The organism is Paenibacillus favisporus (assembly GCF_040545415.1).
Lineage (GTDB): Bacteria > Bacillota > Bacilli > Paenibacillales > Paenibacillaceae > Paenibacillus_AQ > Paenibacillus_AQ favisporus.
In genome coordinates, this window is the sequence record NZ_JBEPLV010000006.1 from 1 (window position 1) to 19,224 (window position 19,224).

The window sequence follows — 19,224 nt, forward strand, 5'->3', positions numbered from 1 at the left end:
CCACGCGTACCCATCCCGAACACGACCGTTAAGCCCTCCAGCGCCGATGGTACTTGGACCGAAGGGTCCTGGGAGAGTAGGACGTTGCCAAGCGAAGGACCACTGTTGATAACATCGACAGTGGTTTTTTATTTCTTATCCCCAATGTGGACAACACATCCGTTTTGTCCGTTCATCCACAAATACATATTCCCTGGTCGATTTTCCAAAGGTTATGCACAAAAAAGAGAACCATCCCCGCCCAATTTGGATTATAATCATAAATTATATTCCCATAATTCACAGTTTCATCCCCAGTACTCACAATTGAAGTGTGCTTTATGGCATAAATGATTCATGTGGTGATGTTAAGTTGACTTTTGTCTAAATGTTATTCACATGTACATAAGTTTGTAAGTTCATGCCAAGGGCTCTTCGTATGATTGCCCCGGGATCGATAAAGGAGGAGTAAGCTTGACCGAAGCACAAGCTCGAGCTGTACAGTATGTACGTACGGATGCTTTGGATGTGCAGTGCCTTTCCCGCAGCGTAATTGACCGGATTTTGGCTGCAGAAGGACTTAGCGCTATTGATGTTGACTTGCTTATTGATCATATTCGCCGTTTTGCTCGGGTTACGCTCAATTTTCATCCCGATCGTCTGCTGGCTACCGGCCGTTCGGTGGTTGAGGGACTGCTTCAGGATGGGGTGTACCGAGGACAGTTTGAGACCTCGATCTCCAACGGGAGCCGAACGGCATTTGCCGGTGGTGATCGTGACCGCTGGGAAGAGCATTTATTTGGAAAATCGTACCAGGCGCCCGGAGTAACCAACGAAGAACGGCCGAAGTATGGTGGGCTTAACCTGATGAATTATGCGGACGGTGCGTCACCGCGGTTTGGCTCGTGCCACCTGGTTCTTCGCCCGCATGTTTCAGAGCGCTGCACCTTTACGTTTGGGGATAGCTTTACGGGGCCGGAGCGAAAAGGAACGATCGACATTTTTTCTCCATTGTTGGCTCCTCTGTTTGAGGCGGCTGTCAGCACACAGGAGGTGCTCGGTTCGGATCACATTAACGTAGGGCTGTTGGTGGAGCTGCTTCAATCGCTAAACTCCAGATCCAGCGAGTTTATACCCGAGGCCTTAGGAAGGTCACTCGATGACTACATTGAAGCACAGGTTCATGCTGTGGTGGATTTGGCGAATGACGCGGAGGCCCTGATTGCTGATCCCTCGTTCAAAGGCACGCCAACGGGGAACCTATTGGAAGAGACCTGCTATAAATATGATTTACGGCTTGGTTGGCATGCGGGTTTTCAGTTAGAGGTTGGATCGGTACCGGGCGATTTTCGGGGGCCTGCGATGCAGCCGCTTGCACTCAGGATCGACCAAAGGTTCGGGAACGATAGGGGGCGGATTGACGCGGCAGTATTAGGCTTGGCAGCGGCATCGCTGCACAATCACCCCGAGGAGTGGCAGGACTGGGGATCATACGATGAAACGTTACAGCATATTAAGCAATTATGGCATGTCCTTGTCCGATTTGGTACTCCTGATCATGGTGTTACGTAATGTTACGCATTATCGAATCGGTGAACATATAAAAGGATCAGACTTATATTGCTTTCTATCCATTTGATGACTTTCTTTGTTTTCCAGACTTTTAATACTCGAAAAAACTCCCCTGGAAAAACTTTTAAGAACGAAAGGACGGTGACGGGTTGAACATTCAAAAGCAGGAATCCAAGCGACATGAAAAAATGGGTTCCACCGAACCTCTGGATTCTTATGAATCCGTTGCCCGTGGTGCATCGAAAACTATGGACGAGATACAGCAACCTCAAACAAAGGACGACTCCTTCTCCAGGAGACAGGTCGTGCTGTTTATCTCTGTTGTTTTCTTGTACTGGTTCTCGTCTTATATTTATGTTCCGATTTTGTCGCCTTATATCGAGCATTTGGGGGCATCCTATACCTATCTGGGCATCGTTCTCGGTTCCTACGGTTTGATGCAAATTTTGTTCAGGCTGCCGCTCGGTATTTTATCGGATTTTATGGAAAAGCGCCGTCCATTTATTTGGCTGGGGCTGGCCGCCAGTGCGGTAAGTGGGCTGATGTTTGCTGCGTTCGGACAGTTGGGTTGGGCGCTGGCTGCAAGAGCCATGGCAGGGATCGCCGCGTCGACCTGGGTGGTGTTCACTGTCGCGTTTTCAGGTTTTTTCCCGAAACATGAGATAACCCGGGCGATGAGCATGATGCAGTTCACCACCGTGGCCGCCCAATTGACGAGCATGCTCGTCAGCGGGTATTTGGTGGAGCGTTGGAGCTGGCAGCTGCCGTTTTGGCTTGGAGGCATCGTTGCGGTGATAGCCCTTGTACTTGCTTTATTTTTGCGGGAAAAAGAGCCGGATCCCGGACGCACCCCCATGTCGCTTCAGGATTTGGCACCCGTTATGCGTGACCGGACGCTGTTTCGGGTTTCTTTTCTGTCGATCCTGGCGCACTGCGTTCTGTTCATCACGATGTTTGGGTATACGCCGAATCAGGCGCTGGACCTGGGCGCAAGCAAAAATGACCTTGCCTGGCTGACGCTGTCTTTCATGCTGCCGCATGCGGCGGCTACGCTGTTTGCCGGACGGACCCTCGTTAACCGTTTCGGGGCAAGGGCCGTGTTAACCGTGGGGTATGTGGGAACGGCCGTTTTTACGTTTTGTATCCCGGCGGCATCGAGTTTTGGCTGGCTGTGCGTAACGCAAATATTTAATGGACTGGCACAAGGACTTGTCTTTCCGCTTCTTTTGGGCAAATCGGTGGCCCACATCGAGCCATCCAAAAGGGCAACGGCAATGGGTTTTTATCAGGCAGTCTATGCGATCGGCATGTTCATGGGCCCGTTTATCGCAGGCTGGATCAGTTCGGCATGGGGGCTCGCAGGCGGGTTCCGCTTGGCGGCATATGCAGCGTTAGCTGCGGGAGTGCTCGCTTTTTGGTGGATTCGAACGGATACAAAAGCTGGGGTGAGTGCAGCTTCAGGCGGACCGCCGAATACGGGGAGTGTCCAGAAAAATGTGTAATGTGAGGTTAGAGCTGCGGTTTGATCCGCCGAAAAGACCCGCAAAGCGCTCAAACGCTTTGCGGGTCTTCTTTATTTTTTCGATATCGGGAGAAACAGCAGGGAAAATGGCAGGTTGCTGCCGGCAGCCGGGGACAGCCAGAGTTCCACCTTCTCCTCCCGGGCCTGCGTCCGGTACAGCACGGTGGCGCTGTCCTGGGAGCCGTCGCCGTGCTTGATCTCGACAACCCGGTCGTTCACCCTCGCCGAGCCGAAGTACCTACCGCCACGCGGGTTGAAGGCAATGAGCGTGTCCGGCGCAACATGGTTCAGAATGATTTTATACAGAACACCGTAATTGCCGGAATTGATGGCAACGCTGTCCTGCATCCCGTCCATCCCCCGCTGAAAAGGATCAGTGGTGTTGTCGGTGAGCGGCAGGCGCTCCGCTTCCGTTCCGACCGTGCCGTCGTATTCGAACACTCGCGTCGAATCCGCAAAGGTGCCGCGGACGATGGACTCGATCGGATTTAAATCAGGCAGGGACGGCATGACCGCAATCGGGTCATGATCGGCCTGGACCATCAGCATGGTGTATTCGACGGGTGCATCGCTGGTGACATCGGCGTTCATCGTGATGACATCGCCGGGAGCAGCCGCGGTTGCGTTCAGCTTGGGAAAGAGGGCCACGCTCTCGCCGGGACCGATCTGCACGCTTCGCTGCTCGCTGCCGGTCAAGGTGGAGTCCAAATACCGGACGCCAGCCAGTCTGCCGGATAGCTCAGGATACGGGGTCGGCCCCGCCACGCCCGCGTTCTCGATCTGGATCGATGCCGCGGTATCGTTCGGATTGGTGGCGATCAGGTAGAAGCGTGCCTTTGCGGCCAGGTTGTTTTTGTGATGGACCAGAAACCGGGCCGGTCCCGACAGGATGTCCTGATACAGAATCCCTTCCGAGTTGACCGTCTCCGGACCGCTGGCCCGGAACAGCAAATACGGCTCCGTCGTGTAGGTGTAGGGCAGCGCTTTGTAGGACAGGATCGACTTGCCGCTGACCTGGAATGTGCCGCCTGCCGGAGTGAAGCGCATGGCATACTCTTCTTTGCTGTACATCACCTCGGAGGTGATTTCGATTTTTTTGCTGTATTCGGATGTCAGGCCGTGCTTGTCGGTAACCTTAAGCTTGATTTCCACCGTACCCGGCTCGAAAAAGGCCGGTTCGTTGTTCGCCCATTCGCGATTGGTGATCGCGTCTTCGTCGTCGGTGCTTTGATCGCTCAGGGTCACCGGCTCGCCGATCCGGTATTGGTCTTTGTCCGTCGTAAAATAGGCCTGCGGCGGTTCGTTCGTTTGCGGATCTTCCGGCTTGTCCGTCCCCGAAGATCCGGTGCCGCCAGGGTACAGCGTAATTTGGTTTCCCTGGAGCACATAAGGGAGATGAAAAGCAGCCGTCAGCGAAGTAAGGGGAACCATCAACACGCCGCGGTCCTCGTACGCTTCGCCTTTCATCGTTTTCGTCTCCCCGTTGACTTGATATGCCTTGGTATGTACGCGGTACCGGGCTTCGGTACCTTCTCGGGATACGGTGGTCTCTTTCGTAGATGCTTGGTAAGTCACTTTACAGCCCAAAGAGACGGCAAGCGAGCGGAGGCTGACAAAGGTGACTCCTTTTTTGACGACAGTGGAACGGTTTAATGCGGACTCGGTGCCGCTATTTAGGATTCGGCTGCTGTTTAAATAGATGACCGTCGTTCCGGAAGGAGCTGCGGGTGCTTGAGCCGTAGTCACTTTCTGCGGGATCGTAGGCTCTTGCTCCAGATCGGGTGCGGCAGATGCCGGAACCACACCGTAGGCGGCAAGCAGAACGGAAGTCAGAAGGGCGGTTTTTTGTATTTTCATAGGAATGATATGGAACTCCTTTTCTGAAATTTGATAATAAAACAGGGGCCTTTATTTGGCGGCAATTATGACCGCTCCCAGTACTATGACCGCGGCCCCGATCCAGCGGTTCAGCGGAACGCTTTCCCCGAAGAAATACCACGCGGCGAAAATGCCGGCGGCGTAAGCCAGGCTTTGCAGCGGGTAAGCAAGGCTGAGCGGCAGCCGGGACAGCACGACGAACCACAATCCCGTGGCTATTGCATAAAGGGCGATACCAAGCAGAATCAGCGGCGAAAATAATACCTGCAATAGGTTGCCAAGGTGGATGCCACCTTGCTGCTGCAGGCCGATTTTCCAGGCGATTTGACCGGCGACCAGGAGCAGCATATTGAGAAGCAGCATCAAGTAAGCCATACTAGCGGTTCACCTCCGTGCTCGAAGAAGACGGCACAACAATTTGCTCTTCGGAAGAAGCCGCCGCAGAAACTCGCTGACAGGGTTCCACGGAATGGGGTCCGGAGAATTCACCAGACGGCATCCCGGATTGCTGCAGGGTATGCGCTTCTGGGGGCTGTTGAGAATGCGGTCTAGATGACTGCTCAGGATGCGGTCTAGTTGTCTGCTCAAAATGTGGTCCGGATGACTGTCCAAAATGCGGGTCGGATGTCTGTCCCGGGCGCGATCCAAAGGCAGGACCGACAGCAAGCCCCATAGAGCCCTCTGAGCCTTCCTCCGCCTGGGCTTCAAGCTTTTGAATGCGTTGTTCCTGCAAGCCCAGCGTTTGGGTAAGCAAGATGACCCGGTGCGTGAGTGTGGAGACCGCCATCGTCAAATGCAGCAGGATGAACAGCACCGCGACTACACTCAGCAGGTAGAGCAGCGACGGGGCATAATAAATGCGGATCCGCTGCGCCACCTCGTCCAAAAGGGACGGAAACAGGGACAGCGCCATCATGATCACGCTCATCAAAAGCCAGAGCAGGGCGTACTGCTCGCGCAGCCTGCGCTTGCGGATCAAGTATAAAATCGTGCCGGCAAAAGCAAGGCTGATGCAAAAGCTGATGATATAAACATTAAGATTCATAGCGGTTTTCCCACGCTCTCTTTTTCTTGGTTTTCATGAGCAGGACCGACAGGATGACCTTGGACATGTAATACACGGATTTCATGGCCGAGATGCTGGAGACGCCTCCCTGACGCTCATTCATCACGACGGGAATTTCCGTAAAGGACAGCTCCCGGTTGTAGAGCAGCATCAGCGCCTCTACCTCGGGATAGTCGGTCGGGTACTCGCGTGCGAACAGGGAGATGGCCCGCCGTCCGCACAGGCGGTAGCCGGAGGTCGGATCGGTTACGTTCTGCCCGGTGAGCCGGGTCACGAGGGCGGACAGCAGACCGATGCCCATTTTGCGGGCGAAAGTCGACTGAAAGCCCTCTTTGGTAATAAAGCGGGAGCCAATCACCATATCGGCGCCGGTATCGAACTGGGCGGACAGGAGGCGGCGCAGATCGCACGGATTGTGCTGACCGTCGCCGTCGATCTGTACGGCGTAGTCGTAATGATGCTCCGCCGCGTAGCGGTAGCCAGTCTGCACCGCACCACCGATGCCCAAGTTGCAGGTCAGGTCGATGACATTGGCGCCGGCCGCCCGGGCAACCCGGCTGGTAGTGTCGCTCGACCCGTCGTTGATGACGAGCACGTCTGCGTAAGGCGCGTCTTCGCGGAGCCGGCGGATGACCTGCCCGATCCCCTCCGCCTCGTTATAGGCGGGTACGATCACGAGCACTTTGGGCGGCTTGTTATGACTTTCCGGTCGATTCAGCATAAGTAACGGCTCCTTTCCGTGAATTTGAAGAGCGGGTCCATTTCTGCCATGCCCAGCGGAGGATGGCGATCCCCGCGGCCGCATCCAGCATGATGATCAGCGGCATGGCGGTGTAGTTATAGCGGAACTCAGGGACGAAAGCCAGGCGGGTAACCGTCATGACCGCAACAATCAGCGTCATCAGCGTTAATGGCTGCTTCCATTTCCGAAGCGATGCGGCCAGGGCCACGGGACAGAACCACACAAGAGCCACATGCAGCAGGCTGCCCAGCGGGCTCGGAAGCACGCGGTATAACGGGCTGTGGCCGCTGCCAAAATACATATTCGAATAAATGTACTTGAGCTTGCCGACGGTGTACCATTTGACGAACTGCCATGTGTGCTGCGTAAAACCGATCTTCAGCCGCTCTTTGGCGACTTCCATCTGCGTTTTACCATGCCGGTCGACCAGACCGTCGTTGTAATTTTTGTCCGGATAGGTGCCGGCGGCAAACGGATTGACCTGGGTGGAGGCGATCACGACCTCGTGCAGGGTCACCATGTTGCGGATCACCCAAGGAGCGAGGACGATCCCTGTTCCGATGCAGGTGAACAGCAGCAGCTTGAGCGTGAGGCGGAATTCCTTTTTCCAGAGCCAATACAGCCCGTACACCGGCGCGATCAGGATTAAAAACTCCGGACGCGTCAGCACCAGCAGGCCCATCGCCGCCCCGCTCAGCAGAGCTAGGGTTCGTGTTCTGCGCTCGAAGGCTTCAAGCTGCAGACGGATATACAGCATCAGGAAGAAGCAGGCCAGCGTCTCGGTCAGAACCGCACCGTTGCTCCAAATAAAAGGCGGATACACGCTGCTGATGAGCAGCACGATCATCGAAACGGTCCGGCCCGAGAGCTTTCGGGCGACCGAGTAAATGAGCCACAGGGTGACAAGGCTGATCAAGACCTGAATGTAACGGATATAGGGAAACGGATCATGATGCTGGTAATCGACCAGCTTGTAGATGGCCGCCATAAACAACGGATACCCCGGCGTGACCTGGGCGTTCGGCTGGGTATCCTTGTAAGCGTAGATACCTTTTTCGAGCAGCTGCCGGACCATGATGTCGTAATTCAGCGTGTCATGCGAAACTTTATGGGTGACCGAAAGCAGAAAGTCCAGCCGCACATAGGCAGCCAGCGCGAAGATCAGCACGAAAATCGTGATGAGCAGCGTTTTTTTGGGGGCAAACCATTTTGAAGTGATGGTGTACATACGGATTTCGTGCTCCTTCCTTGACAGACATGGGAGACAAGCAGCTCTCCTCACGGACGATGCGTGCTGTCCTTTTAACTTGAATCCAAGATTACAGGAGAGTTCTTAACGGGAGCCTACCCAAATGCTTAACAAACGCTTAAGTTTTTCTGTTAAAAAATGCTGCGTCTTGGTCTTCCCTTACGAAGGGGTCCAGAAGATCGCCAAAAGGTTATGCTCACTCGAAAGGGATGAATGATCCTGTGTGCAAAATAGAGTCCAATACGAAAAAACTCCCGCCTGGCGGCGGGAGCGACTTTTGGGCTTGCTTTAGTTCCTCTTTACTTTCATTCGAAGATCGGATGGATCAAGGCTATCAAAACCCAAGAGGATCTTTGATTACCGATCCCTTGCAATCAACAACTGACCTTTCTTACCGCCGGTCCCGCTCGCGCGATGCGCTTCCGCAATGCCCTCGGCGTTAAAAGGAAAAATTCGATCAATATGAACCTTCAGCTGTTGATCTTGAACTTGGCGAATCAGGGATAACCAATCGCTGCGATTCGGCTCGACACGGACAAAACGAGCTTCGATTCCACGAGTACGCGGATTCCGGTCGATGGCCGGGGAGACGAGGGAGAGCAGCTTGCCCCCCTCCTTCAATACCGTGTAGCTTTTCCGCTCGGTATCTCCGCCGTCTCTTACCATATCAAGAACGATATCTACCGGACGGACGGTTTCTCCAAAATCGGTCGTGGCGTAATCAATGACCTCATCAGCTCCCAGCTGCCTTACAAATTCATGATTCTCGGCACGGGCTGTGGCGATCACATAGGCTCCATGTTGTTTGGCCAGTTGAACGGCAAGGTGGCCGACAGCCCCTGCACCCGCGTGGATTAAAATACGCTGTCCCGGCTGCAATTGTCCGTACGGAAACAACGCCTGCCATGCGGTCAACCCGACGGCCGGGAGCGCAACGGTTTCTTCGAAAGAGAGCGTGGACGGGATAACCGTAAGCCCCTTTTCTTCCACTACCGCATAATCCGCGTAACCTCCGCCGGTCGCAGCTAACCCAATGACTCGGTCTCCTTGTTTCACATGCGTCACATTTGCTCCGACTTCTCTTACCACGCCGGCGATTTCAATGCCGAGAATATGGGGAAACCGGAGAGGAATGATGTCCCGAAACGCGCCTGAGAGAATGAGATGGTCTCCAGAATTGACCGTGGTTGCGAACACCTCCACCAGCGCTTCCGTTTCTTTTAACTCCGGCTTGGCTATTTCTTGTTCTTGCAGGACATCGGGAGTCCCGTAATCGATCATGACGATCGCCTTCATATCCATACTCCTCCAATTCGGTATTAACGATAGCATTTCGTCGTTTAATGAGGTTGTTTATCGGTTTACAGGGCGAGTATACTTGAATCAAACATGGAACCCAAGTGTAGAACTACACCTGAAGGAGGAGGGGGAGAGAATGGTGCATGAAGATCAAAGCTTGCGACATCAATTGTTGAAAACGGCATTGGGAGAAATCGAAACGCTCCGTATGAAACGCCAACGCCAATATGCTGCCGACCGATCCCATCCTTCTTTAAAACGATTCACGCAGCAGGAGCTGAATGACGAGGCCTGTCCAACATATAAAAACTTGCTGGTCGGACGATCGCACAGATTGCCGGACCGTCAAACGATGCTTCGTATTGCCGAATACCTGGAATGCACATCCGATGAACGTAACGAGCTGCTCGCCGCGGCCGGATATCTGCCGATTCACTCCGATATGGCGGGGCGATCCCTGGAGCACGAGCTTGAACAGGCACGCCGATTGATGAGAAACGTACCTTTTCCAGCGATGATTGTAACCTCTACATTAGAGATCGTGGAATTTAATGAGCCGTTTCGGCGGCTGTTTGAAATTCCCTGCAATTTATTTATTAAGGACCGGATGACTCTAGTGGATTTTCACTTTAATCCCGATCTGTCCATACGCTCCCGTTCTACCTTTGATGCGGAATCATTCGAAAAGTGGGAATCGCATGCCTTCTTCGGCATGGACGCTTTTAAGAGGAATCATCTGCTGTCCCGTCACGACGACTGGTATCAAAAGCTGATTCGACAATTCAACCAATACGGCGGTGCCGATGAGTACCGGAATATAGCAAGGAATCCGGAATACGATTACAACCACTCCAAAGTCATCTTAGCGCGAACGGAAAGCTCAGGAGATCTGGTTCCAATCCGCTATAAGCAGATCTATCTTTCTGCCGGCAGAAGCATGTATCCTAGGGTTGGAGTATTCCTGCCGGTTGACGAACCGGCCCGCAAAACGTTTGCGTACTTAGGTTGCTCTGTCGACTACAGCTCCATGTTATACATGGTTCAATGATCATAAATTAAGCGAACTCATCCAGAGGAACGTAAGAAACGGACGCATGCAGCAAAAAAAAAGAAAAGCAGACAGCCGCACTCCTTAGATGGAGTGCGGCTTTTTACGATTTGTATTGTAGGGTAAGTCACAGTTATGCCGGCACAGCCGGATCGGGAAGCCGGGTCTCAAACACGGTCTGGTTCGTCGAGCTCTCCACGGAGATGTCGCCGCCGTGCACGTCAATGATGCTCTTGGTGATGGCCAGTCCGAGCCCGGTACCGCCGGTCGCCTTGGAACGCGATTGCTCTACGCGATAGAACCGTTCGAAGATATATGGTAGATCCCGCTTGGGGATGGGCTCCCCGTAATTGCAGACGCGTATGCGGACAAAGGCTTCTTCCTTTTCGATATAAACGTCGATATACTTGCCGCTGGTGCCGTACTTAATGGCATTGGAAATGAGATTTTCGTAAGCCCGGACGAGGTGGTCGCCGTCGGCTTGAATGATGACCGGCTGCTCCGGCGCGTGAATCTGCAGAATCATGTTCGCCTGCTCCAGGCTCGGCACAAACTCCTCGGCCAGCTGCCGGATCAATCCGGTTACATCCAGCTTGCGCAGGTGCAGCGGCATGCCGTTGTTGATGCGCGTATACTCAAACAGGTCGTCGATCAGCTTCTTGAGGCTGAGCGATTTTTCGTAAGCGATATTCATGTAATAGCGAAGCTCCACTTCGTCGGCATAACGGTCTTTATCGATGATTTCCAAAAATCCGAGAATGGAGGTCAGCGGGGTCCGAAGGTCGTGGGATACGCCGGTGATCAGGTCGTTTTTCGTCTTCTCGGCGTTACGCTCCTCCTGAATGGAGCGGTTCAGCTGAGCGCTCATCTGGTTGATGCTGTCGGCAATCCGGCCGAGCTCATGGTTTTCCCGAACCGGAATTTCGTAATTGAAATGTCCCTTGGCGATCTCCGCCAGCCCGTAACTGATTTCCTCCAGGTACGTATGAATTTGCCCGGACAGGCTGTTCATGTTTTCCGCAATCGTTCCTAGCTCATCGGCAGCTTTCACACTGACGGAAGCTTGGAGCCGGCCGCCGGCCATGTCCTCCAGGATTCCGGCCAGCTCTTTAGCATAACGAACGAGAGGCCGGGTGGAAGCCACGTAGAGGGACAGGAAAAAGACGACACCGAACACCCCGATCGTCGGCCTGGAGCCGATATGGTTGATCACCCAAATCAGGGGCACATTATAAGGCGGGCGCACAATGATATAAGAGGCGAGCAAACGGCCGAGCAGCACGAACAGCAGCGTCAGCCCGGTGCAGCCGAGAAACACGGCAAGGAACTTCCAGCGGATGCCGATGTATACCTTGGTGGTCATGGTGCTCTACACCTCCTTCGCCGATTTCATTTTGTAGCCGATGCCCCAGACGGTCTTGATGTAGGCCGGATGCTGAGTATCCTTTTCGATTTTTTCGCGGAGCTTGCGGATATGGACCATCACCGTGTTTTTGGATTCCATGAACGGCTCGTTCCAGACCTCTTCGTAAATTTTGTCCATGCTGAGCACGATGCCCTGATTGACGGCCAGCAGCTTCAAAATGTCGAACTCGCGAGGCGTCAGCTTCACTTCCTGCTCCCCGACGGTCACCGTATGGGTGGCGGTATTGATGACCAAATCGTCGATTACGATTTCGTCCTCGGCTGTGGTATCGCGGTAATTTAACAGCTTGTACCGGCGCAGCTGCGATTTGACGCGGGCGACCAGCTCCAGCGGATTGAACGGCTTGGTGACGTAATCGTCGGCACCGATGCTCAGGCCGGAAATTTTATCGATATCCTGGCTTTTCGCGGACAGCATGATGATGGGGGTGTTGTTCTTTTCCCGGATTTTCATGCAGGCTTGAATCCCGTCCATTTGGGGCATCATCACATCAAGGATGATGAGGTCGATCGGATGGCTCTGCAGCGCTCCGAGTGCCTCCAGTCCGTTAGATGCTTTATATAAGGTGTATCCTTCATTTTTTAAATAAATTTCAATCAGTTCAATAATTTCTTTCTCGTCATCGACGAGCAGGATCGCTTCTCTGGACATTACGGCATTCACACCTCTTTGAATATTGTGGAAACTAGGAGTATGCTTGATGTATAGCATTATAAACCGAAACCCTTAACATTATGGTCACGAATTTCTTAACATTAACTTAAATTCCGCCGATGTGGTGGCCTTAGGATGAACGTTCCGCTGCTTCTTATACATACAGGGAAAGGCGCAGCCGATGAAAGATAGGGCTTTTTCACCAAATGGAAAGGCTGGCTAACAACGTACGAGTATCATTTTAACGTAAAAAGAGGAGAGAGCGCATAGCATGGGCAACAAGTGGACTGAAACCTACTTAATTCATTCCAACGATATCGATTTTAAATCCGAAGCACGGCTGTCGGTACTGCTGTCTTTGGCGCAGAGAACGGCCGACGCCGATCTGGAGCAGCTTGGGGCAACGAGGGACCAGATGATCGAAGCGGGCATGGGCTGGATGCTGATTACGATGGATCTGCGCATAAGCCGGATGCCGAAGGCGCTGGAGCAAATCAACATCGAGACTTGGAACAAAGGCCCGAGAGGGGCCTTGTGGCAGCGGGACTTTGAGATTAATGGCAGCGGCGGGGAGATTCTCGGCGAAGCGTGCAGCATTTGGGCGCTCGTGGACATCCAGAAACGCAGAATGCTGCGGCCATCCAAGTTCCCTTTTGACGTCTACATTAATGAAGAGGACTCGGCCGGTGAAGCACCGGATAAAGTAACTATACCTGAGGATATGCCGCTTCATGAATCGTACCGCTCCGTGGTACGCTACAGCGGGATCGACGCCAATCTGCATCTGAACAATTCCCGTTATGCCGATCTGTGCATGGATACGCTGACCAAGGAGGAGCTTACGGGTTATTCTTGTGCTGGTTTTCGGATCACCTACCATCACGAGGCCCGATTGGGGGATGACATGGTGGTGAAACGGTCAGAGCTGTCCGGCGGCCGGGTGTACGTGAGCGGACAAGCCGAGGACGGGTCGCATTATTTTGATGCGTATCTTCTATTGAAAGGAACGAACTGAACGAACGAAGGTATCCTATCGCCCCATGGATAATTCCGTCCCGATCGGGGGATTGTTAAAGGATAAGGGGGGATAAGCATGCCGCATCGTAAACCGGTTAAAGACAGTAACCTGCCAAACAGAGCGAGCCGGAAACAGGAATACACTACGCTGCATCCGGATAAAGCTGCTAAATTTCCGCCGAGCCTGAACCAAATTCCGAAGCAGGAACAGGATTAGGCATTTACCGCACCACCCCAAGTCCTTCAGTGGCATCTTCGGCTCCTGCCGAGGTTCCGCTGGGGGATTTTATTTTGCACAGGCGATAAGATAAAACAGGGTTACCTTCCTTTTGCATCCGCTGCTGGATTCAATGTTATAATAGGACGGAAAGAAAGGTGGTACGTCATGAAATCATTGGTATTAGCCGAAAAGCCTTCCGTGGCCCGCGAAATTGCGCGCGTCATGGGAAGCCGCGACAAGCATAAAGGATATATCGAAGGTCCGAAATATATCGTCACCTGGGCGCTGGGCCATTTGGTCGGACTCGCGGAGCCCGAGGATTACGACAATAAATACGCAACCTGGAACCTGGAGGATCTGCCGATCCTGCCGGAATCGATGAAGCTGAAGGTGCTGCGTGAATCCGCCCAGCAGTTCAAGGTTGTGCAGCAGCAGCTCCGCCGCCAGGACGTCGGCGAGTTGATCGTGGCGACGGACGCCGCGCGGGAGGGGGAGCTCCTCGCCCGGTGGATTATGAAGATGGGAAAATGGAACAAGCCGTTCAAGCGGCTCTGGATATCTTCGCAGACGGACAAGGCGATCAAGGAAGGTTTTGCTTCGCTGAAGCCGGGGAACCAGTTCGACCGGCTGTACGAATCCGCGCGCTGCCGGGCTGAAGCCGACTGGATGATCGGCCTGAACGTGACGCGGGCGCTCACCGTCAAATTCGGGGCGCAGCTCTCCGCGGGACGGGTGCAGACCCCGACGCTGGGCATGATCATGGACCGGGAAAATGAAATCGTCAATTTCCGGTCGGAGGAATACGACACAATCAAGGCTGACTTCGGCGGATTTGCCGCGGTGTGGCGGGGGAACAATGGCGATGCCCGCATCTTCGACAAGAGCGCGGCCGAAGCATTGAAACGCAAGCTGGACGGATCGTCCGGCCGGATCGCCAAGGTGAAGAAGACGGAGAAGGTCGAACCTCATCCGCTCGCTTACGACCTGACCGAGCTGCAGCGCGACGCGAACCGCCGGTTTGGCTTCTCCGCGAAGCAGACGTCAAACGTGCTTCAGCGTTTGTATGAGCAGCACAAGCTCGTCACCTATCCCCGGACCGACAGCCGCTATCTGACGTCGGATATGACCGGCACGCTGAAGGAACGCCTGGAGAGCGTTGCCATTGGGCCATATGCTTCCCTGGCGCGTCCGCTGCTGCGGAAAAATTTGAATATAACCAAACGCGTCGTGGACGATTCGAAAGTCAGCGATCACCACGCGATCATCCCGACGGAAGAGACAGTGCTTTTGAATCAGCTGAACACTGAAGAGCGCAAGCTGTACGACCTGATCGTCCGGCGCTTCATCAGCCTGTTCTACCCGCCGGCACGGTACGACGCGGTCGCGGTAACGATCGACGTGGAAGGCGAGTCCCTTCATGTGAAAGGGACGACGATCAAGGAGAGCGGCTGGCGCGAGGTATACGGCGGTGACGTCTCCGACGAATCGGATGAAGATTCGTCGGCTGATGCCGACGGCGAAGAGAGCGGAGCCCAGCTTCCAGTGCTGAACGAGGGCGAAGCCGTCAAGGTGCAGCGGGTCATCATGCAAGGCGGCCGGACTTTGCCGCCGAAGCGGTATACCGAGGCTGCGCTTCTGTCCCAGATGGAGAAGCACGGGCTCGGCACCCCGGCGACGCGGGCGGACATTATCGAGAAGCTGGTGAACTCCGATACGATCGAGCGCCAGGGGAACGCGCTGCATCCGACGGGTAAAGGCAAGCAGCTGATCGGACTCGTTGCGCCGGAGTTGCGGACGCCGCAATTGACGGCCAAGTGGGAAGCCGAGCTGGAGAAGATCGCCCGCGGCCAAGGGCAGCCGGAGCCGTTCCTGAAGGGAATCCGCGGCATGTCCAAGGATCTGGTGGCAGGCGTAAAGAACAGCAAGGCGGACTACAAGCCGCACAACGTCTCGAACAGCCACTGTCCGGACTGCGGTACCCGGCTGCTGGAGAAGAAGGGCAAGCGCGGCAAGATGCTCGTCTGCCCGAGCGAGGACTGCGGCTACCGCCGTTCGGACGAGAAGCGCCTGTCCAACCGCCGCTGCCCGCAGTGCCACAAGAAGATGGAGATGAAGGAAGGCAAAGCCGGCCTGTATGTGCAGTGCCTGTCCTGCGGCATCACGGAGACAGTCAACAAGGACAGCAAGCACGTCAACAAGCGCGAGGAGCGCAAGCTGGTGCAGCAGTACGCCAAGAAGCAGGAGCCGATTGGCTCGAACCTCGGCGAGCTGCTGAAAGCGGCGATGGAGAAAAAGAACGGTTAACGGCCTGAAAGACCCGGGCTGCATGCTCTGGCTGATCGGACAGAGCATGCATGCATTAAACCTTTCTCGCCTATCGCTGCCACAGCTAGAATCCAGCCAGTTCACTGGAATCTCTCAAACGAGAGGAAGCCGTCATAGTAAGGAGCGTAACGCCGGAGACACTGATTTGCTCCATCATGATTTAGGAAAACTCCGCCAGGTAGGCGTTTTTGCTGGGAATACTGGCAGACGAGTGCCTGGCGGTTTGTCTCTTGGCTAGTAAAGTTTTATAATAGAAGCAAGCAGTAGAACGGGGGGTGGTAGCGTAAGTGAGGACGGCGCTCTTGATCTGGTTTATTTTTATCAACGCGGTAGGTTACCTGATCATGTCCGAGGATAAAAGAAGGGCTAGAAACAGGCGTGACCGTGTGCCGGAAAGAACGCTCTTTCTGCTTGCCGCCATCGGCGGTGCGCTGGGCGTACTGATCGCCATGTACCGCAAACGCCATAAGACCAGGCATCTGAGCTTTCGGGTCGGGATACCGCTGCTGCTGTTCGTCAACGCAGTTCTGTACGCATTTTTCATGAGTTGATTTATCACTTGATGTACAACATGGTTTCATTTCTTGCTAATTCGGTTTAATAACATCTCAATTCACACTTCATACAGAGAAAGCGCAGGTGGGTCCACATGTTATTTTCCAAAATTCTTTTAGCTTATGATGGTTCCAAAGCTTCCAATAAGGCTCTTGAACGTGCAATCGAACTGGCGAAAGCGGCGCCTGACGCGGTCATCGACGTCGTACACGTCTTTGATTTCCCGCGCGTATTCATTGGCGAAGGCATGGCTCCGATTCCGGCGTCCGTTAACCAAGACTTCTATGAACTCGCTGAGCAGACGGTCGCGGAAGTGAAGAAACGTCTCGATGGCGAAGGCGTCGCCTACAATGCGGAGATGATCCAGGGTGGACCTGCGGAAGTCATTCTGGAATATGCTAAGGAAAAAGGCAATGATCTGATCGTGATCGGCAGCCGCGGCTTGGGCGGAATCCGGGAGTTCGTGCTTGGCAGCGTCAGCCACAACGTCGTGCAGCATGCGACCATTCCGGTGCTTGTCGTTAAATAAATGATGGAATTGTAAGCCAGTGTGCCCCGAATATGGGGTGCACTGGTTTTGTTTTAGGAATAATCAGCAGCAAAATCCGAACATTCGATTTTACACTGTTTTAATTGTTCGTGTTTTAGTTGACATGTTGTGTAGGGGATTGTTAAACTGTTAGGTGTAAAGCCTTAAGGGATTTGGAAGAGGCAGAGAACCATCGCTGGATGGTTAAGGGAATGAACAAATAATCGAATGAATTGATCTCGTATAAAGCCGGGGATATGGCCCGGAAGTTTCTACCCGGATACCGTAAATGTCCGGACTACGAGGGAATACTGCCGAGGAGTCGCCGGTTCCGATGGACGGAAAGGCTTCCCTCCTTGCTGCGTTTGCGGCAGCGGTATTCCTTACCCGGTCCGGTATCCTGAAAGTCAACGTATTTCTCGGGCACCGGGCCTTTTTGGGTCTCTCCCGAATGAATAAAAAAACTTTTGGAAAGTGGGTTGAAACATGTCAGCAGCGGTCGCTGTCATTATGGGCAGCAAATCGGATTGGGAAACGATGCAGCATGCATGTCTCGTCCTGGACGAACTGCAAATTCCGTATGAGAAAAAGGTTGTGTCCGCGCACCGGACGCCGGACCTGATGTTCGCCTTTGCGGAGCAGGCGGCGGAGCGCGGACTCAAAGTCATCATCGCCGGAGCCGGCGGTGCCGCGCATTTGCCGGGCATGGTAGCGTCCAAGACGACGCTGCCGGTCATCGGCGTGCCTGTGCAGTCCAAGGCGCTGAACGGCCTGGATTCGCTTCTGTCGATCGTTCAGATGCCGGGCGGCATTCCGGTCGCGACGGTGGCGATCGGCAAGGCGGGCGCTACGAATGCGGGCCTCCTGGCCGCGCAAATCATCGGGGCCTATGACAGCGAGGTTCAAGCGCGGGTGCAAGCTCGAAGAGATGCCATCCGCGACGAAGTGCTGGAAAGCAGTGATTCGCTATGAGCAGCAATCAGGCATCGCAGCAGACATGGCTCCCTGGTTCCACCATCGGCATTCTGGGCGGCGGCCAGCTGGGACGAATGATGGCGCTGGCCGGAACCGCTATGGGGTACCGCTTCATCACGCTCGATCCGACGCAGGATTCGCCCTGCGGGCAGGTTGCAGGACAGATTGAAGCGGCTTACGACGACGTTGATGCAGCCCGCCGGCTGGCGGCGGCGTCAGATGTCATTACGTACGAATTCGAAAACGTCGACGCAGAAGTCGCGGCGCTGTTGGAGAAGGAATCCAGCGTACCGCAAGGAAGCGCGCTGCTCTACACGACGCAGCACCGCCTCCGGGAGAAGCGGGCGATTGAAGCTGCGGGCGTACCCGTGGCGCCGTACCGCGAAATTACGAGCCTGGAGAGCCTCAGAGAGGCGGCTGCCGAGCTCGGACTTCCCGGCGTGCTGAAGACCGCCACCGGCGGATACGACGGCAAAGGCCAGATCGTTCTCCGCTCGGAGGATCAGCTCGAGGCGGCTTACGAGGAACTGGCTGCCACCGGCCGCGAGCTGGTACTGGAGAAATTCGTTGATTTTCAATGCGAAATTTCAGTTATTGCCGCCCGCAGTCCAAAAGGGGAAGTAAAAAGCTTCCCGGTGGCAGAAAATATTCATGTGAACAACATTTTGCACCTGTCGATCGTCCCGGCGAGAGTCGAGGAGCAGGTTCAGCGGGAGGCCCGCAAGCTGGCGGAGCAGCTCGTGGAGCACTTGGGTGCGGTCGGCCTGCTGGCCGTGGAGATGTTCGTGACAAAGGACGGTCAGCTGTACGTGAACGAGCTGGCGCCGCGTCCGCACAACTCCGGCCACTACACGATGGAGGCCTGTGCGACCTCGCAGTTCGAGCAGCATGTCCGCGCCGTGTGCAACATGCCGCTTGGCGACACGACGCTGCTGACCCCGGTCGTCATGGTCAACGTGCTCGGCCAGCATCTGGAACAGGTGATCCGCGCCAGCGGCAGACCAAGCATCGCCGTCAGCGAATACGGCGTGGTGCCGAAGCTTCATTTATATGGCAAGAGCGACGTGAAGAAAGACCGCAAAATGGGACATATCAACCTGCTGTGCAAGGACGTGCAGGACGGACTCGACTGGGTTGAACAAACTAACATCTGGAGGCAAGGATAATT

The 19,224-nt window shown here is 54.5% G+C and carries 18 protein-coding genes, 1 rRNA gene and 1 riboswitch; of the genes, 11 read left to right on the forward strand and 8 right to left on the reverse strand.

The features are described 5' to 3' along the window. The 3 genes from rrf to ABID47_RS23935 form a co-directional block, all read left to right on the forward strand. A 5S ribosomal RNA gene (rrf, locus tag ABID47_RS23925) occupies positions 1–93 on the forward strand; the annotation flags it as partial. 360 nt (positions 94–453) lie between these two features. Then, complete coding sequence (locus ABID47_RS23930) at positions 454–1,551, forward strand: DUF3626 domain-containing protein (RefSeq protein WP_354500463.1); 1,098 nt, start codon at positions 454–456, stop codon at positions 1,549–1,551. Positions 1,552–1,799: 248 nt separating this feature from the next. Next, complete coding sequence (locus tag ABID47_RS23935) at positions 1,800–3,053, forward strand: MFS transporter (RefSeq protein ID WP_354500465.1); 1,254 nt, start codon at positions 1,800–1,802, stop codon at positions 3,051–3,053. 71 nt (positions 3,054–3,124) lie between these two features. Here the strand turns inward: ABID47_RS23935 and ABID47_RS23940 are convergent, their stop codons facing one another. From ABID47_RS23940 to ABID47_RS23965, 6 genes are all read right to left on the reverse strand, one after another. Next, positions 3,125–4,930, reverse strand: a complete 1,806-nt coding sequence (locus ABID47_RS23940) for a copper amine oxidase N-terminal domain-containing protein (protein WP_354500467.1) — start codon at positions 4,928–4,930, stop codon at positions 3,125–3,127. Between the two features lie 51 nt (positions 4,931–4,981). Beyond that, positions 4,982–5,326, reverse strand: a complete 345-nt coding sequence (locus ABID47_RS23945) for an EamA family transporter (RefSeq protein ID WP_354500469.1) — start codon at positions 5,324–5,326, stop codon at positions 4,982–4,984. Position 5,327: 1 nt separating this feature from the next. Next, positions 5,328–5,996, reverse strand: coding sequence for a DUF2304 domain-containing protein (locus ABID47_RS23950; RefSeq protein ID WP_354500471.1), 669 nt, complete (start codon positions 5,994–5,996; stop codon positions 5,328–5,330). Beyond that, positions 5,986–6,738 (reverse strand): glycosyltransferase family 2 protein, encoded by a 753-nt coding sequence (locus ABID47_RS23955; RefSeq protein ID WP_354500473.1) that lies wholly within the window; start codon positions 6,736–6,738, stop codon positions 5,986–5,988. Before ABID47_RS23955 ends, ABID47_RS23950 begins: the two co-directional genes overlap by 11 nt. Then, entirely contained in the window at positions 6,713–7,987 is a 1,275-nt protein-coding gene (locus ABID47_RS23960; protein WP_354500475.1) for an ArnT family glycosyltransferase, read from the reverse strand. The genes ABID47_RS23955 and ABID47_RS23960 overlap by 26 nt, the downstream gene beginning before the upstream one ends. A 378-nt stretch (positions 7,988–8,365) precedes the next feature. After that, a complete protein-coding gene (locus ABID47_RS23965) occupies positions 8,366–9,304 on the reverse strand; it encodes an NADP-dependent oxidoreductase (RefSeq protein ID WP_354500477.1) in 939 nt (312 codons plus the stop codon). 82 nt (positions 9,305–9,386) lie between these two features. On the opposite strand from ABID47_RS23965, the gene ABID47_RS23970 reads away from it, so the two are divergent. Then, positions 9,387–10,355 carry a hypothetical protein gene (locus ABID47_RS23970; RefSeq protein WP_354500479.1) on the forward strand — a complete coding sequence of 323 codons (969 nt, stop codon included), beginning with the start codon at positions 9,387–9,389 and terminating at the stop codon, positions 10,353–10,355. Positions 10,356–10,488: 133 nt separating this feature from the next. Here ABID47_RS23970 and ABID47_RS23975 read toward each other — a convergent pair whose 3' ends face one another. Both ABID47_RS23975 and ABID47_RS23980 read right to left on the reverse strand, forming a co-directional pair. After that, positions 10,489–11,718: a sensor histidine kinase gene (locus tag ABID47_RS23975; RefSeq protein ID WP_354500481.1), complete on the reverse strand. Its 1,230-nt coding sequence runs from the start codon at positions 11,716–11,718 to the stop codon at positions 10,489–10,491. A 6-nt stretch (positions 11,719–11,724) separates the two neighbouring features. After that, positions 11,725–12,432, reverse strand: coding sequence for a response regulator transcription factor (locus ABID47_RS23980; RefSeq protein WP_076176821.1), 708 nt, complete (start codon positions 12,430–12,432; stop codon positions 11,725–11,727). A 274-nt stretch (positions 12,433–12,706) separates the two neighbouring features. On the opposite strand from ABID47_RS23980, the gene ABID47_RS23985 reads away from it, so the two are divergent. From ABID47_RS23985 to purK, 7 genes are all read left to right on the forward strand, one after another. After that, positions 12,707–13,450: an acyl-[acyl-carrier-protein] thioesterase gene (locus ABID47_RS23985; protein ID WP_354500483.1), complete on the forward strand. Its 744-nt coding sequence runs from the start codon at positions 12,707–12,709 to the stop codon at positions 13,448–13,450. 78 nt (positions 13,451–13,528) lie between these two features. Further along, positions 13,529–13,669: a hypothetical protein gene (locus ABID47_RS23990; protein WP_163880674.1), complete on the forward strand. Its 141-nt coding sequence runs from the start codon at positions 13,529–13,531 to the stop codon at positions 13,667–13,669. Between the two features lie 168 nt (positions 13,670–13,837). After that, positions 13,838–15,976 carry a DNA topoisomerase III gene (locus ABID47_RS23995; protein WP_354500485.1) on the forward strand — a complete coding sequence of 713 codons (2,139 nt, stop codon included), beginning with the start codon at positions 13,838–13,840 and terminating at the stop codon, positions 15,974–15,976. A gap of 308 nt (positions 15,977–16,284) precedes the next feature. Further along, complete coding sequence (locus ABID47_RS24000; protein WP_076176818.1) at positions 16,285–16,548, forward strand: DUF1294 domain-containing protein; 264 nt, start codon at positions 16,285–16,287, stop codon at positions 16,546–16,548. A gap of 98 nt (positions 16,549–16,646) precedes the next feature. Next, positions 16,647–17,081 carry a universal stress protein gene (locus ABID47_RS24005; protein ID WP_076176817.1) on the forward strand — a complete coding sequence of 145 codons (435 nt, stop codon included), beginning with the start codon at positions 16,647–16,649 and terminating at the stop codon, positions 17,079–17,081. Between the two features lie 219 nt (positions 17,082–17,300). Next, positions 17,301–17,402, forward strand: a riboswitch (purine riboswitch). Positions 17,403–17,567: 165 nt separating this feature from the next. Then, positions 17,568–18,053, forward strand: coding sequence for a 5-(carboxyamino)imidazole ribonucleotide mutase (purE, locus tag ABID47_RS24010; RefSeq protein WP_076176816.1), 486 nt, complete (start codon positions 17,568–17,570; stop codon positions 18,051–18,053). After that, positions 18,050–19,222, forward strand: a complete 1,173-nt coding sequence (gene purK / locus ABID47_RS24015) for a 5-(carboxyamino)imidazole ribonucleotide synthase (RefSeq protein ID WP_354500488.1) — start codon at positions 18,050–18,052, stop codon at positions 19,220–19,222. The genes purE and purK overlap by 4 nt, the downstream gene beginning before the upstream one ends. Positions 19,223–19,224 lie beyond the last annotated feature (2 nt).

Excerpts from the sequence above, each read along its gene's own strand:
- ABID47_RS23935 (WP_354500465.1), top strand. The coding sequence starts at position 1,800 with ATGGACGAGATACAGCAACCTCAAACAAAGGACGACTCCTTCTCCAGG.
- ABID47_RS23940 (WP_354500467.1), bottom strand. The coding sequence starts at position 4,930 with ATGAAAATACAAAAAACCGCCCTTCTGACTTCCGTTCTGCTTGCCGCC.
- ABID47_RS23945 (WP_354500469.1), bottom strand. The coding sequence starts at position 5,326 with ATGGCTTACTTGATGCTGCTTCTCAATATGCTGCTCCTGGTCGCCGGT.
- ABID47_RS23950 (WP_354500471.1), bottom strand. The coding sequence starts at position 5,996 with ATGAATCTTAATGTTTATATCATCAGCTTTTGCATCAGCCTTGCTTTT.
- ABID47_RS23955 (WP_354500473.1), bottom strand. The coding sequence starts at position 6,738 with ATGCTGAATCGACCGGAAAGTCATAACAAGCCGCCCAAAGTGCTCGTG.
- ABID47_RS23960 (WP_354500475.1), bottom strand. The coding sequence starts at position 7,987 with ATGTACACCATCACTTCAAAATGGTTTGCCCCCAAAAAAACGCTGCTC.
- ABID47_RS23965 (WP_354500477.1), bottom strand. The coding sequence starts at position 9,304 with ATGAAGGCGATCGTCATGATCGATTACGGGACTCCCGATGTCCTGCAA.
- ABID47_RS23975 (WP_354500481.1), bottom strand. The coding sequence starts at position 11,718 with ATGACCACCAAGGTATACATCGGCATCCGCTGGAAGTTCCTTGCCGTG.
- ABID47_RS23980 (WP_076176821.1), bottom strand. The coding sequence starts at position 12,432 with ATGTCCAGAGAAGCGATCCTGCTCGTCGATGACGAGAAAGAAATTATT.
- ABID47_RS23985 (WP_354500483.1), top strand. The coding sequence starts at position 12,707 with ATGGGCAACAAGTGGACTGAAACCTACTTAATTCATTCCAACGATATC.
- ABID47_RS23990 (WP_163880674.1), top strand. The coding sequence starts at position 13,529 with ATGCCGCATCGTAAACCGGTTAAAGACAGTAACCTGCCAAACAGAGCG.
- ABID47_RS23995 (WP_354500485.1), top strand. The coding sequence starts at position 13,838 with ATGAAATCATTGGTATTAGCCGAAAAGCCTTCCGTGGCCCGCGAAATT.
- ABID47_RS24005 (WP_076176817.1), top strand. The coding sequence starts at position 16,647 with ATGTTATTTTCCAAAATTCTTTTAGCTTATGATGGTTCCAAAGCTTCC.
- purE (WP_076176816.1), top strand. The coding sequence starts at position 17,568 with ATGTCAGCAGCGGTCGCTGTCATTATGGGCAGCAAATCGGATTGGGAA.
- purK (WP_354500488.1), top strand. The coding sequence starts at position 18,050 with ATGAGCAGCAATCAGGCATCGCAGCAGACATGGCTCCCTGGTTCCACC.